The organism is Nocardia sp. NPDC047648, from assembly GCF_040642815.1.
Classification (GTDB): Bacteria; Actinomycetota; Actinomycetes; order Mycobacteriales; family Mycobacteriaceae; genus Nocardia; species Nocardia gamkensis.
Genome location: NZ_JBEYSX010000002.1, coordinates 826,534 through 840,535, shown reverse-complemented (window position 1 = coordinate 840,535; position 14,002 = coordinate 826,534). Strand labels below are relative to the sequence as shown.

12 protein-coding genes are annotated in these 14,002 nt (G+C 70.7%); 6 read left to right on the top strand and 6 right to left on the bottom strand.

The genetic code is table 11. The features are described 5' to 3' along the window. Positions 1-127: 127 nt before the first annotated feature. Together ABZ803_RS08365 and hemE are read right to left on the bottom strand one after the other, a co-directional pair. Positions 128-1,489: a protoporphyrinogen oxidase gene (locus ABZ803_RS08365; RefSeq protein ID WP_357034235.1), complete on the bottom strand. Its 1,362-nt coding sequence runs from the start codon at positions 1,487-1,489 to the stop codon at positions 128-130. 186 nt (positions 1,490-1,675) lie between these two features. Further along, entirely contained in the window at positions 1,676-2,740 is a 1,065-nt protein-coding gene (gene hemE, locus ABZ803_RS08360; protein ID WP_357034387.1) for a uroporphyrinogen decarboxylase, read from the bottom strand. Positions 2,741-2,863: 123 nt separating this feature from the next. Here hemE and ABZ803_RS08355 point away from each other — a divergent pair, with 123 nt between their 5' ends. Together ABZ803_RS08355 and ABZ803_RS08350 are read left to right on the top strand one after the other, a co-directional pair. Beyond that, positions 2,864-3,502, top strand: a complete 639-nt coding sequence (locus ABZ803_RS08355) for a DUF3000 domain-containing protein (protein WP_357034233.1) — start codon at positions 2,864-2,866, stop codon at positions 3,500-3,502. Between the two features lie 139 nt (positions 3,503-3,641). Beyond that, on the top strand, positions 3,642-4,880 hold the full coding sequence (locus ABZ803_RS08350) for an HRDC domain-containing protein (protein ID WP_357034231.1): 1,239 nt from the start codon (positions 3,642-3,644) through the stop codon (positions 4,878-4,880). A 19-nt stretch (positions 4,881-4,899) separates the two neighbouring features. Here ABZ803_RS08350 and dxs read toward each other — a convergent pair whose 3' ends face one another. Further along, entirely contained in the window at positions 4,900-6,798 is a 1,899-nt protein-coding gene (dxs, locus tag ABZ803_RS08345; RefSeq protein WP_357034229.1) for a 1-deoxy-D-xylulose-5-phosphate synthase, read from the bottom strand. 327 nt (positions 6,799-7,125) lie between these two features. Here dxs and ABZ803_RS08340 point away from each other — a divergent pair, with 327 nt between their 5' ends. Further along, entirely contained in the window at positions 7,126-7,800 is a 675-nt protein-coding gene (locus ABZ803_RS08340; RefSeq protein ID WP_357034227.1) for an SIMPL domain-containing protein, read from the top strand. A gap of 24 nt (positions 7,801-7,824) precedes the next feature. Here ABZ803_RS08340 and ABZ803_RS08335 read toward each other — a convergent pair whose 3' ends face one another. Beyond that, positions 7,825-8,124, bottom strand: a complete 300-nt coding sequence (locus ABZ803_RS08335; RefSeq protein WP_357034226.1) for a DUF1330 domain-containing protein — start codon at positions 8,122-8,124, stop codon at positions 7,825-7,827. 122 nt (positions 8,125-8,246) lie between these two features. On the opposite strand from ABZ803_RS08335, the gene ABZ803_RS08330 reads away from it, so the two are divergent. Next, entirely contained in the window at positions 8,247-9,050 is an 804-nt protein-coding gene (locus ABZ803_RS08330) for an enoyl-CoA hydratase (protein ID WP_357034224.1), read from the top strand. A gap of 4 nt (positions 9,051-9,054) precedes the next feature. On the opposite strand, the gene ABZ803_RS08325 is transcribed toward ABZ803_RS08330, so the two are convergent. Further along, positions 9,055-10,464, bottom strand: a complete 1,410-nt coding sequence (locus tag ABZ803_RS08325) for a TRAM domain-containing protein (RefSeq protein ID WP_357034222.1) — start codon at positions 10,462-10,464, stop codon at positions 9,055-9,057. Positions 10,465-10,483: 19 nt separating this feature from the next. Continuing rightward, complete coding sequence (locus ABZ803_RS08320) at positions 10,484-12,472, bottom strand: APC family permease (protein WP_357034220.1); 1,989 nt, start codon at positions 12,470-12,472, stop codon at positions 10,484-10,486. 161 nt (positions 12,473-12,633) lie between these two features. Between ABZ803_RS08320 and ABZ803_RS08315 the strand changes: the two genes are divergently transcribed. Further along, the gene (locus ABZ803_RS08315; protein WP_062977991.1) at positions 12,634-13,299 is read left to right on the top strand and encodes a TrkA family potassium uptake protein; all 666 of its coding nucleotides are present in this window, start codon (positions 12,634-12,636) and stop codon (positions 13,297-13,299) included. Positions 13,300-13,301: 2 nt separating this feature from the next. Further along, entirely contained in the window at positions 13,302-13,973 is a 672-nt protein-coding gene (locus tag ABZ803_RS08310) for a TrkA family potassium uptake protein (protein ID WP_357034218.1), read from the top strand. Positions 13,974-14,002 lie beyond the last annotated feature (29 nt).

The following is a 14,002-nucleotide window of genomic DNA, read 5'->3' as shown; positions in this document are numbered from 1 at the left end:
TTCTTAATTACGCCGATTCGTGCGCATTTTCAGCGGGAATTGCCGAGCGGGCCCGGGAAAAGCGGAGAATAACACCGGCGGTATCGCATCGCCCCGGCGCGCACGAGCGGGCGCGACCGGAATCCACTCAGCGTGCGCTGCCCGCACCGACCGTCGCCGCGATCCGCTGCGCGGCGGCCGTGCCGGAGGCGACGCACGCGGGCACCCCGACGCCGTGCAGGTACGCGCCCGCGACCGCCAGCCCGTCGAGCGCCGCGACCTCGGCTTCGACGGCCGCGATGCGGGCCGGGTGGCCGGGCGCGTACTGGGCGAGGCCGCCCGGCCAGCGCCGCACGACAGCCTCGATCGGCTCGATGGCTGCCCCGGTGACGGTAGCCAGGTCCTCGGAGGCGGCCGCGACGAGTTCCGCATCGGGCCACGACAGCGGCGAGTCGTCCCCGAACTTGCCGAACGAGACGCGGACGAGGGCCGTTTCGCGTCGCGCGAGATGCGTCCATTTGCGACTGGACAGCGTGAACGCCTTCGCGCGCAGCGGCTCTCCGGTGGCCACCAGGATGCCGGAGTTCCGCGGCAGCGCGGTCTCGCGGGGCAGCGCCAGCGCGACCACTGCCGACGAGGAGAGCTCGACGCCCGCCAGTTCCGCCGCGGCGGCGGGGGCGACGGTCTTCAGCAGTCGCGCGGTCACCGGCGCAGGGGTAGCGAGCACCACCGCGTCGACGGCGCCGATCGGGTCGACCACCCAACCGCGCAGCCCCCTGGCCAGACGCGTCCCCGGGGTCGCGGTGACAAACCTCGCCTCGGAGCGTTCGGCGAGTGCCTCGAGCAGCACCCGGTACCCGTCGCGGAGGGCGCCGAAGACCGGTGCGCTCGAAGGCGGTGGCAGCGCGGCGCCGACGGCGGCGGTGAGGCTGCTCGCGCCGTTGTCCAGCGCGGCGGCGAGGGTGGGCAGCGCGGCACGGACACCGATGGATCGGGAGCTTCCCGCGTACACGCCACCGAGCAGGGGGTCCACGCTGCGCTCGGCGACTTGCGTGCCGAAGCGGTCGGCGACCAGCTGGTAGACGTCGATATCGGAGCCCGGCTCCCAGCTCAGCGGCCGGTCGGGTTCGGCGGCGATCCGCCGCAGCGTCTCGGCGTCGACCAGATCGCGCATCGACTCGGCGTTCGACGGAACACCCATCAACGTGCCCTCCGGAAGCGGATGGGCGGCTCCGGAGGACCACAGCAGCGGCCGAAGACCGGCAGGCGTCACCAACTGCGACTCGAGCCCGAGTTCCCGCAGCACCGCGGGTACCTCCGGCCGTCGGCCGACGAACGCTTCCGCGCCGAGATCCAATGGCTCTCCGGCCAGTTCACCGGTGTAGAGGATGCCACCGACCCGTTCGGCGCGATCGAGCACGACCACGTCGGCATCCGGCCCGAGCAACGTCCGCAATCGATACGCGGCCACCAGTCCGCTGATCCCACCGCCGACCACCGCGATACGCATGCCTCGACCGTATCGTGTTCCGCCACGGCGACCGTCCGACGGTCGGCCGCCCGATGACCCGGGACACATCGCGTCCACGGCGACAGCAGCCGCGCCGCACGCGGCTACCACCTGGGCCGGACGGAACCGGCCACCGCGAACCCGGAACCCCCCTCGATCGGACGCGCCTCCCCGCTGCGCCTTGCCCTACAGCTCGTGCACGAGTTCCACCAAGGCCGTCAGCACGCCCGGATCGGTCTCCGGGAGCACCCCGTGGCCCAGGTTGAAGATGTGCCCGGTGGCGCCGAGCGTGATCGCCTCGTCCGCTTCGCGCGCGATCCGCCGGGCATGCGCCTCGACGGCGGCGGGGCCCGCGAACAGCACGGCGGGATCGAGGTTGCCCTGCAACGCCTTTCCCGGCCCGACGCGGCGGACGGCCTCGGTCAGCGGCACCCGCCAATCGACACCGACCACGTCGGCGCCCGCCTCGCCCATGGCGCCGAGCAGCTCGCCGGTTCCTACCCCGAAGTGGATGCGCGGCACCCCCGCCTCGGCGATCTCGGCGAACACCCGCTCCGAATGCGGGAGCACGAAATCGCGGTAGTCGGCCAGTGAGAGCGCGCCCGCCCAGGAGTCGAACAACTGCACCGCGTCCACGCCGGCCGCCAACTGGGCTTGCAGGAACGCGATGGTGATGTCGGTGAGCGCGCCGAGCAGCGCGTGCCAGGTCTGCGGGTCGGCGTACATCATCGCCTTGGTGCGCTCGTGGTTCTTGCTCGGACCGCCCTCGACCAGGTAGGAGGCCAGGGTGAACGGCGCGCCCGCGAACCCGATCAGCGGCGTCTCCCCCAGCGCGTCGACCAGCAGCCGCACCCCGTCGGCGACCGCTCCGACCTCCTCGGGGCGCAACCGGGGCAGTGCGCGCACGTCGTCGACCGTCCGCACGGGCGCGGCGACCACCGGGCCCACGCCGGGCACGATGTCCAGATCGATCCCCGCCGCTTTGAGCGGAACGACGATGTCGGAGAACAAGATCGCCGCGTCGACCTGGTGCCTGCGGATCGGCTGAAGGGTGATCTCGCACACCAGCTCGGGATCGAAGCAGGACTCGAGCATCCCGACGCCCGCGCGCACCTCGCGGTACTCGGGCAGCGAGCGTCCGGCCTGGCGCATGAACCACACCGGACGCCTGCTCGGCGTCGCGCCGGTAGCAGCGGCCAGGAACGGGGCATCGGTCAACCGGCGGCGGGTATGAGTGCTCATCACGGCTATCGTATGCGGGCCCGGCAGGAGGGGCGGACGCGGAGGCGGCAGCGATGACAGTGCGGACGCCGCCCGGCCCGTAGCGGCGCGCCTCCGACTGCGCGGGGGACACAAGGTCTACCGTCAGCAGTCGTGACACCGCTCGACTTCCGCGACGGCGCCGCACCGACCGAGGGACCTCATGGCGAGCCAGCTCAATTTCGCGCCGCGGTCGAGGCGATGGGCACCGCAACCGTGCACCCTCGGATCGAGCTCGCGCCCATCCGGCCGCCGCAACGGCTCGCACCGTACTCCTACGCCATCGGCGCCGAGGTCGCCCATCCGGAAACCCCTGTCGTGCCGATCGATTCCGAGGGCGACGCGTTCGGCAGATTGATCCTGCTGCACGATCCGGACGGCGACGACACCTGGCACGGCACCCTCCGCCTGGTCGCCTATATCCAGGCCGACATCGACGCCGCGCTCGCCACCGACCCCCTGCTGCCAGAGGTGGCGTGGAGCTGGCTGGTGGACGCGCTGGAGTCACGGACCGAGCCGTTCACCGCGCTGGGCGGCACGGTGACCTCGACCAGCTCGGTGCGCTACGGAGACATCGCCGGGCCGCCACGCGCCCATCAACTGGAACTACGCGCCTCGTGGACGCCCGTCACCACCGATCTGCGCCCGCACTTGGAGGCGTTCTGCGAGGTGCTGGCCTACGCGGCGGGACTACCTCCGGCCGGGGTCACCCAGCTGCGGGTACCACCCGGCTTGTCCGGCGATCGTTCCTGAGCGCGCCCGCCGGTGCGGCGTGACCTGCGCCGGAATCACCGTCACCCGCTCCACCGGGCACATCGCGCCCGATCCGTCGACACACTTATGCGCCGATAGGACGGCGGCGCCGTATCGTCGGCACGTAGAGTTCAACACCATGTCCGTACCAGACCAATCCGAACCCTCGGCCGCGACGCCGCTGCTCGCGCCGGTGGAGGGCGTGCCACCGGTACTGGACACCGCCGCCGAGATCAGCGCAGCCGCCGCCCGGCTGGTGGCGGGCACCGGCCCGCTCGCCGTGGACGCCGAGCGCGCCTCCGGGTTCCGCTATTCGGCGCGCGCGTATCTGATCCAATTGCGCCGCGCGGGCGCGGGCACGTTCCTCATCGATCCCATCCCGGTCACCGACGCCCTCGGCCCGCTGGCCGACGCGATCAACGGCCTGGAGTGGATACTGCACTCCGCCGACCAGGATCTCCCAGGTCTGGCCGAACTCGGCTTGCGCCCGGCCCGGCTCTTCGACACCGAGTTGGGCGGACGCCTGGCGGGTTTCGAGCGCGTCGGGCTCGCCGCGATGGTGGAACGGCTGCTGGGCCGTGCGCTGCGCAAGGGGCACGGGGCGGCCGACTGGTCCACCCGCCCGCTGCCCGCCGACTGGCTGAACTACGCCGCCCTGGATGTCGAACTGTTGCTGGAACTGCGCGACGCCGTGGCCGATGCTCTCGACGAGCAGGGCAAAATGGATTGGGCGGCACAGGAATTCGAGCACATTCGCACCCTGGACCCGCCCGCGCCGAAGGCCGAGCGCTGGCGGCGCACCTCGGGCATCCACACGCTGCGCCGCACCAGGCAGCTCGCGGTGGTGCGCGAGCTGTGGACCGCCCGGGACGCGCTGGCCCGCGCCCGCGATGTGGCGCCCGCTCGCATCCTGCCGGATGCCGCGATCATCGCCGCGGCCACCGCGGAGCCCAGAAACATCGCCCAGTTGCGCACCCTGCCGGTATTCGGTGGGCCACGGCAGCGCCGGTACTCCCGCGAATGGCTCGCCGCGATCGAGCGCGGCCGCACCTTGCCGGACAGCGACCTGCCCCCGCTCACCCAGCCGTTCGACGGCCCGCCGCCGGTCAACCGCTGGGAGCGCCGTGATCCGGCCGCCGCGGCGCGCCTGACCCGGGCACGAGCCGCCATGGGTGACCTGTCGACCGAGCACTCGATCCCGGTGGAGAACTTGCTCGCGCCGGACCTGGTGCGCCGCCTGTGCTGGGACGGGCTGCCCGACTACGCCGCGGTCGAACCCTCCGCCGTGGACGGATTCCTGAAGTCCGGCGGCGCCCGGCCGTGGCAACGAGAGCTGGCCGTTGCGCGGCTGGCCGCGGCGCTGCCGCCGTCGGACTAACCCCCGCTCGCCACCGGCGTCAGCGAGCGGCGAGCCACCCGCTGATCCGCCGGGCGATATCCGGACCGGTGAGGCCGAGTTCCGCGTGCACTTCGCCGCGTGCGGCGTGATCGAGGAACTGCTGCGGAACACCGAGGTCGCGGGCCGGGATGTCCAGCCCCGAGTTGCGCAGGCGAGCCGACACCGTGGAGCCGATGCCGCCGTGCAGCCCACCGTCCTCCAGCGTGACCACCATCCGGTAGTTCTCCGCGAGCTTCAGCAGGGTGTCGGAGACCGGCAGCACCCAGCGCGGGTCGAGGACGGTGACCGAGATCCCTTCGGAATCGAGCAGGTTCGCCGCTTCCAGGGCCGCACCGGCGAAGGACCCCACCGCGACGAGCAGGACATCGCCGTGCACCGCCTGCACCGAGCCGCCGTCCGGCTCCGCCATCCGCAGCACGTCGATGCCGTCGAGTCGTTCGACCGCCGAGATGTCCTCGGCCACACTGCCTTTCGGGAAACGCAGCGCGGTGGGCCCGTCGTTGACGGCCAGCGCCTCGGCCAGTTCCTCCCGCAGTGTCGCGGCGTCGCGCGGAGCGGCGACCCGGATGCCGGGGATGATGCCGAGGACCGAAAGGTCCCACATGCCGTTGTGGCTGGCGCCGTCGGAGCCGGTGATGCCCGCGCGGTCCAGCACCACGGTGACCGGCTGCTTCAGCAGCGCCACGTCCATCAGCAACTGGTCGAAGGCGCGGTTGAGGAACGTCGAGTAGATCGCAACCACCGGATGCATGCCGCCGAGCGCGAGCCCCGCGGCGGAGGCCATGGCGTGCTGTTCGGCGATGCCGACGTCGAACATCCGGTCGGGGAAGCGCTCGCCGAACGCGGCCAGCCCGGTCGGGCCCGGCATCGCCGCGGTGATGGCGACGATGTCGGCGCGGCGCTCGGCCTGCGCGATCAGCTCCTCGGAGAACACCGAGGTCCAGCCGCGCGCCTTCGGACCGCCGACGGGGACGCCGGTCAGCGGATCAATGGGGTCGCAGGCGTGCATCTGGTCGGCGACATGGTTCTCGGCGGGCGCGTAGCCGCGACCCTTCTGCGTCACCGCGTGCACCACGACGGGGCCGCCGAAGTCCTTGGCCCGGCGCAGCGCGGACTCCAGGGCGACGACATCGTGGCCGTCCACCGGCCCGACGTACTTGAGGCCGAGGTCGCTGAACAGTTCCTGCGGGCTCACCGCGTCCTTGATGCCCGCCTTCACCGCGTGGACCATCGAGTACGCCGATTCCCCCACCCGCGGAATGCTCTTCAGGATGCGCTTGCCCGCGTCGAGCGCGTGCTCGTAGGCGGGCTGGGTGCGCAGCGCGGTCAGCCGTTCGGCCAGGCCGCCGATGGTGGGCGCGTAGGAGCGGCCGTTGTCGTTGACCACGACGACCACCGGGCGGTCCGGCGCGGCGGCGATGTTGTTGAGCGCTTCCCAGCACATGCCGCCGGTGAGCGCGCCGTCGCCGACGACCGCCACCACGTGCCGGTCCTGCCCGCTCAGCGCGAACGCCTTCGCCAGACCGTCGGCGTAGGACAACGCCGCGGAGGCGTGCGAGGACTCCACCCAGTCGTGGGCGCTCTCCGCTCTGCTGGGGTAGCCGGACAGGCCGCCCTGCTTGCGCAGCGAGTCGAACTGATCCTTGCGCCCGGTCAGGATCTTGTGCACGTAGGCCTGGTGCCCGGTGTCGAAGATCAACGGATCGGCCGGTGAGTCGAAGATCCGATGCAGCGCGATGGTGAGTTCGACCACACCGAGGTTCGGGCCGAGGTGCCCGCCGGTCGCGGCGACTTTGCGCACCAGGAACTCGCGGATCTCCTCCGCCAGCTCGCGCACTTGCGGCACGGTCAGCCGGCGCAGATCATCGGGCGTGTCGACCCGGGAAAGCACTCCCACCTGAACTAGCTCCCTCCGGATAGCGCATCTGATCCGATCAGTCTACGGAGCGGCGGCTGATGCTCCCGCACGAGAACGATCACACCAACCGACCTGGCGTCGAAATGTGAGCCTCGACATACGGTACCCGGACGGAGTGACAAGGTGGACCGGGCCGGGCAAGTGGCCGCGCCGGGAAGCGAATCCCGGGTGTGGCGCGGATCGGCGGCGGCGTCCACCCGGAGCGACTCACCCCGGAGCCTCGCGCCGAGCGATGACCGCCGCGGCACCCCTCGAAGCAGGCACGATGGTGCGGTACGCATCGACAGCGAGCGACGAGGAGACGTTGTGGGCAAGAAGACCGATTCGCGCGCGGGCACCGTCACGACCTACGGGCACGGCACCGCCCGCGCCACCCCCGACCTGATGCGGGTGACCATCTCGGTCGAATCGCGGGCGAGCAAGGTCGCGCTCGCCTACAGCCGGGCCGGTGAGCTCGTCGCCGCGGTCGCGCGGTCGCTGCGCTCCGACGGCGTGGACGGCTCGGACATCGCTACCAGCGGACTGTCGGTGCAAACCGAGACCGTGTGGACCGAGGGGCAGGGCAACCGCATCACGGGATACCTCGCGAGCACATCGCTGACGATCGCGTTGCGCGAGATCGGTGAGGACGCCGATCCCGCGCCCGGCACCGTCGTCGCCAACTGCGTCGAGGCGGGCGGTGACGACGTCCGCCTCGGTGGCCTCCTCCTCACCTTCGCCGACCAGGAGGCTCTGCTCACCCGCGCCCGCGACGCCGCATGGGAGAACGCCCTCGCCAAGGCCGAGCAGTACGCGCGGCGCGCGCGGCGAACGCTCGGCAAGGTCGTGGAGATCACCGAGAACACCGCCTCCGCGCCGCCGGTGCCGCGCGCGCAGTCCATGTCGGCTCCGATGGAGGCCTACCGCGCCGCCGCCATCCCGGTCGAGCTGGGCGAGAGCGAGATCTCCGCGGGCATCCGCATCACCTGGCAGTTGGACTGACGGCGGGTCCCGCGGAGTCGCTGGTCACGAACCGTGACCGAGACCGCGCACCAGCAGGCTGACCGTATCCGCTCCGGCGTGCCGATCCTTCGAGATCTCTTGGTATTCCGGCGATTCGGCCCAGGCGCGGAAGGACGGTTCGTCGGGGAAGGACATCAGGACCACCTTCTCGCGGTCGGTGACGCCCTCGATGGTCTGCGGGGACTCGTCGGCGGCCAGCAATGTGCCGGAGTAGCGGAGGAAGACGTCCAGGAAGCGCGCCTGGTAGCGATCGTAGGCGGCGCGATCGGTGAACTTCAGTTGCGCAATTACGTACACGGTCATGGCGGTGACTCTAATTGGCCGGTCCGGCGCCCCGGCTCGGATCCCGCGGCGGCGCGTTCGATTTCGTCGCCGCACGGGTCCCGCCGTGCCTATATTGAGGTCGTCACCGATCGGGAGGTCGCATGTCGTTCGTGCTCATCGACACACCGCGGCCGCATATCGCCCTGGTGACGCTCAATCGGCCCGAGCGGATGAACGCGATGGCGTTCGACGTGATGATTCCACTGCGCGAGGCGCTGGAGCAGGTGCGCGCCGACAACGACGTGCGAGTCGTCGTGCTGACCGGCGCCGGACACGGTTTCTGCTCGGGAGCCGACCTGACCGGCGCTGGAAAGGTGCCGAACATCGACGGGCTGACCGTCACCAGCGTCGCGCGGCGTTCGATGGATCTGCTCAACGACGTGTTGATCACGCTGCGGCGGATGCACCAGCCGGTGATCGCCGCGGTCAACGGCGCGGCCATCGGCGGCGGGCTGTGCCTGGCCGTCGGCGCCGACATCCGGCTCGCCGCCGAGGACGCGTATTTCCGCGCCGCGGGCATCAACAACGGACTGACTTCGGCCGAACTGGGCCTCAGCTATCTCCTGCCCCGCGCGGTCGGCGCGTCGCGCGCGTTCGAGATCATGCTGTCCGGCCGCGACGTCGACGCGACAGAAGCCGAGCGCATCGGTCTGGTCTCGCGCGCGGTTCCGGGCCCCGAACTGCTGGACACGTGCTACGACCTGGCCGAACGCATCATCGGCTACAGCCGGGTCGGCACCGAACTCACCAAGCGCATGCTGTGGAGCGGTATGGAGGCGGCCGGCTTCGAGTCCCACATGCAGCACGAAGGCACGGCTCAGCTCTACGTGCGCCTCACCACCGGCAATTTCGACGAGGCGATGCGCGCGCGCCGGGACCGCAGGCCACCGGTCTACGAGGACTGACGGCTCAGCGCCGCAGCAGCGCCAGGCATTCCACGTGGTGCGTCGCGGGGAAGGCGTCGAAGGCACGCAGATCGGTCAGCCGGTAGCCCGCGGCCTGATACAAGCCGAGGTCGCGGGCGAACGCGGCGGGATCGCAGCCGACGTGGACGATCCGCGCGGGTCCACTGGCGGTGACGGCGCCGATCACCTCTTTGCCCGCGCCTGCGCGCGGCGGGTCGAGCACGACGACATCCGGGGCGGCCCCGCCGACGTGCTCGAACACCCAGCGCTCCACCCGCTGGGCCCGCAGCTCCACCCAGGGCAGATCGCGCAGGGCGGCGGCGCCATCGGCTACGGCGGGCCGGGCGGATTCCACCGCGAGCACCACACCGGTCCGCCCGGCCTGCTCGGCGAGGCGCGCGGCGAAGACCCCCGCGCCGCTGTACAGATCCCAGGCCCGCCCCCCGGGCCCGAGTTCCGACCATTCCGCGATCAGATCCGAATAACGTTGCGCCGCACCGTGATGCGCTTGCCAGAAGCCCGTAGCCGCGACCTCCCAGCGGCGGCCGGCCACATACTCGACGGCGCGTCCGCTGCCCTCGAACACCCACTCGTCGCGCGCCGCGTGGGCCGCCGCGCGTCGCGCGGACGCCGCGCGGCGGTCGTCTCGACGGGTGGAGTCCGCGGCGGTCCATTCTCCGCCGCGCCTGCCCCGGCTGTGCGGCCGATCGCGGCGGCCGCTGGCGCCCCCGCGCCGATCCCGGCCACCTGCCTGCCGACCACTCGCGCCTGGGCCGCGACGATCCGCGCCACGGCTGCCCGGCTCGGTCTCGGGTGGGGCCAACTCGACGACATGCCGGATCCCGTCACCGTCCACCGCGATCACCAAGTCGGCACCGGGCGTCCACTGCCGGGCCGCGATGCCGTCCAACGCCCCCGCGACCGGTTGCGGGCACCGCAGATCCGCGATCACGTCGGTGCTGCGATACCGGTGCACGCCCGCGCGTCCGTTGGCGTCGACCGCGAGCCGCACACGCGTGCGCCACCCGCCGATCGCGTCCCCGGACCCGATCGGCTCCACCAGCACGTCGCGCTCGATCCCGGCCAGCCGCCGCAACTGCTCGGCCACCACCGTGGCCTTCAGCGCGCGCTGGGCGACCGGCGTGGCGAAGGAGAAATCGCAGCAGCCCGCTCCACCCGGACCGGAGACGGGACAGGTGGCCCGCACCCGGTCCGGGGACGCCTCGAGCACCTCGACCGCGTCGGCGCGGCAGAACGAGCCGCCGCGATCCTCGGTGACCCGGACCCGCACCAGTTCACCGGGCAGTCCGTGCCGGACGAACACCACACGTCCCTCGTGCCGTGCGACACAGAAACCGCCGTGCCCCGGCGGCCCGAGCCGCACCTCGAACGTGCCGGTCCGCCGATCGCTCATCCCGAATGCTCCACTGGCGTCATGTCCGGTCCTCGTACCCGCGCCGGAACGCGCCCGGCGCGTTCACCACCCCGGGCGTCTTCAATCGCGCCGACGAGCTCAGCTGCCACGGCACGCTGGTCACCATCACGCCCGGTTCGAACAGCAGCCTGCCCTTCAACCGCAGCGCGCTCTGGTTGTGCAATACCTGCTCCCACCAATGGCCCACGACGTATTCGGGGATGAACACGGTCACCACGTCGCGCGGGGCGTCCTTGCGTACGCGCTTCACATAATCGAGCACCGGCTTGGTGATCTCGCGGTAGGGCGATTCGATCACTTTGAGCGGCACGGTGATATCGCTGTTCTCCCACTCCCGCACCAGCGCCCTGGTGTCGGCCTCGTCGACGTTCACCGTCACCGCCTCCAGCGTGTCGGGGCGGCTGGCGCGCGCGTAGGCCAAGGCGCGGCGGGTCGGCAGATGCAGCCGGGAGACCAGCACGATCGAGTGCGAGCGGCTGGGCAGCACACCGTCCCACTCGTGCTCGTCCAGCTCACGCGCGACCGAATCGTAATGCCTGCGAATCAGCTTCATCACCACGAAGATCGCGACCATGGTGAAGATGGCGATGTAGGCGCCTGCGAAGAACTTGGTGATCAGCACGATCACCAGCACCGCTCCGGTGGCGCTGAGACCGACCGCGTTGATCACCCGCGATCGCTTCATCCGCGCGCGCTGCGCCGGGTCGGTCTCGGTGCGCAACAGACGGGTCCAGTGCCGCAGCATGCCGGTCTGGCTCAGCACGAACGACACGAACACACCGACGATGTACAGCTGGATCAGCTTGGTCACCTCGGCGCCGAAGAGCACCACGAACGCGATGGCCGCGCCGGAGAGGAACAGGATGCCGTTGCTGAACGCCAGCCGATCGCCTCTGGTGTGCAGCTGGCGCGGCAGGTAGCGGTCCTGCGCCAGGATCGAGCCGAGCACGGGGAAGCCGTTGAACGCGGTGTTCGCGGCGAGCACGAGAATCAGCGCCGTCACCGTCGTGATGAAGAAGAAGCCCACCGGGAATCCCTCGAACACCGTCTCGGCGAGCTGGGCGATCAGCGTCTTCTGGTGATAGTCGGACGGCGCGCCGGTCAGGTCGGCGACGTTGTGCGCGTACACGACTCCGATCTTCTGGGCGAGGATGATGATGCCCATCAGCAGCACGATCGCGATCGTCCCCAGTAGCAGCAGAGTGGTGGCGGCATTGCGCGACTTGGGTTTGCGGAACGCGGGCACGCCGTTGCTGATCGCCTCGACACCGGTCAGCGCGGCGCAGCCGGAGGAGAACGCGCGCGCGACGAGGAAGGCGAACGCCAACCCGTAGAGGTGCTCTTGCTCGGCGTTCAATCCGAAGCCCGCCGACTCGGCCCGCAACTCCTCCCCCAGCACGAAGATCCGGAACAGGCCCCAACCGAGCATGACGAACATGCCCGCGATGAACGCGTAGGTCGGAATGGCGAACGTGGTGCCCGATTCCCGCACACCGCGCAGGTTCATCGCGGTGAGCAGGGCGATGGCCACGACGGCGAACAGCACCTTGTGGGTGGCGACGAAGGGAATGGCCGAGCCGATGTTGGACGCGGCCGAGGAGATCGACACCGCGACGGTGAGCACGTAGTCGACCAGCAGCGCGCTGCCCACGGTCAGGCCCGCGGTCGGCCCCAGGTTGGTGGTGGCCACCTCGTAGTCGCCGCCGCCGGACGGGTAGGCGTGCACGTTCTGCCGGTAGCTGGCCACCACCACCGCCATGACGAAGGCGACCGCCAATCCGACCCACGGCGCGTACAGGTACGCCGACACTCCGGCGGCCGACAGCACGAGGAAGATCTCTTCGGGGGCATAGGCCACCGATGACATGGCATCGGAGGCGAACACCGGGAGGGCGATTCGCTTCGGCAGTAGCGTATGGCCCAGCGAGTCGCTACGGAAAGGCCTGCCCAGCAGCACTCGCTTCGCTGCCGTCGTCAACTTGGACACTGGAGCGAGCATAGGCCCCCGCACGGTGGATCGCGCGCGTGGCTCGCAGGTTTGCACGCCGGCTGGAGGGGGAACGTGGCCGGTGGAATCATTCGACGGGTAGCGTTCGACCGAACAGCAAACCAGACCGAACGCCATGGTTCCAGGAACGAGGTTGCACGGTGTACGTAGTGATCATGGGGTGCGGGCGCGTCGGTTCGTCGCTGGCCCAGGCCCTGGTCCGCGTAGGTCACGAAGTCACCGTGATCGACCGGGATTCCAGTGCCTTCCTGCGCCTGGGATCCGATTTCCCGGGTGAGCAGGTGACGGGTGTCGGATTCGATCGAGATGTGCTGATAAAGGCGGGAATCGAGCGGGCGAACGCGTTCGCGGCGGTCTCCTCCGGCGACAACTCGAACATCATCTCCGCCCGGGTCGCCCGGGAGATGTTCGGGGTGGAGCGCGTGGTCGCCCGCATCTACGACGCCAAGCGCGCCGCGGTCTACGAGCGGCTCGGCATCCCGACCATCGCCACGGTCCCGTGGACCACCGACCGCTTCCTGCGCGCGCTCATCGGCGATACCGGCACCACCACCTGGCGCGACCCGACCGGAACGGTCGCCGTGACCCAGCTGACGCTGCACGAGGAGTGGTACGGCCGCACCGTGCGCGACTTGGAGCAGACCGTCGCCGCCAGGGTCGCGTTCATCATCCGGTTCGGCCAGGCACTGCTTCCCGACAGCAAGACCATCATCCAGGCCGACGACATCGTCTACGTGGCCGCCGCATCCGGCGCCGTGGGCGAAGCCGTCGCCTTGGCGACGAAGCCCCCAGCGAGCGAGGACTGAATATGAAAGTGGCCATCGCCGGAGCAGGCGCCGTCGGCCGATCGATCGCCAGGGAGCTGCTGCGCGGCGGCCACCGGGTCATGCTGCTGGAGCGCGAAGTCGAGCACATCGATTCCGCGGCGATCCCGGACGCGGTCTGGGTGCACGCCGACGCGTGCGAACTGGCCCTGCTGGAGCAGGCCGGGCTGGAGACCTACGAGGTGGTCATCGCGGCCACCGGTGACGACAAGGCGAACCTGGTGCACAGCCTGCTGGCCAAGACAGAGTTCGGCGTTCGCCGGGTGGTGGCGCGCGTGAACGACCCGCGCAACGAGTGGCTCTTCGACGGTTCCTGGGGTGTGGACGTCGCGGTGTCCACACCCCGGCTGCTCGCCTCCCTGGTCGAGGAGGCGGTGTCGGTCGGCGATCTGGTGCGCCTGATGACGCTGCGCCAGGGTCAGGCGAATCTGGTCGAGATGACGCTGCCCGCGGACACCGCGCTGGCGGGCAAACCCGTGCGCACGCTCACCCTGCCGCGCGACGCCGCCCTGGTGACCATCCTGCGCGGCGGTCGCGTGATCGTGCCGCAGCCCGACGACGCGCTGGAAGGCGACGACGAGCTGCTGTTCGTGACCTCGGTGGAGGCCGAGGAAGACCTCCGGCTGGAACTCGCCAACCACGGCATCAGGCCATAACTCCCCGAATACGGCCGGACGCGGGTTCG

Bases quoted from the DNA above. Each gene is read 5' to 3' on its own strand.
- ABZ803_RS08365 (WP_357034235.1), bottom strand. From the start codon at position 1,489: ATGCGTATCGCGGTGGTCGGCGGTGGGATCAGCGGACTGGTGGCCGCG.
- ABZ803_RS08350 (WP_357034231.1), top strand. From the start codon at position 3,642: ATGTCCGTACCAGACCAATCCGAACCCTCGGCCGCGACGCCGCTGCTC.
- ABZ803_RS08335 (WP_357034226.1), bottom strand. From the start codon at position 8,124: ATGACCGTGTACGTAATTGCGCAACTGAAGTTCACCGATCGCGCCGCC.
- ABZ803_RS08330 (WP_357034224.1), top strand. From the start codon at position 8,247: ATGTCGTTCGTGCTCATCGACACACCGCGGCCGCATATCGCCCTGGTG.
- ABZ803_RS08325 (WP_357034222.1), bottom strand. From the start codon at position 10,464: ATGAGCGATCGGCGGACCGGCACGTTCGAGGTGCGGCTCGGGCCGCCG.
- ABZ803_RS08310 (WP_357034218.1), top strand. From the start codon at position 13,302: ATGAAAGTGGCCATCGCCGGAGCAGGCGCCGTCGGCCGATCGATCGCC.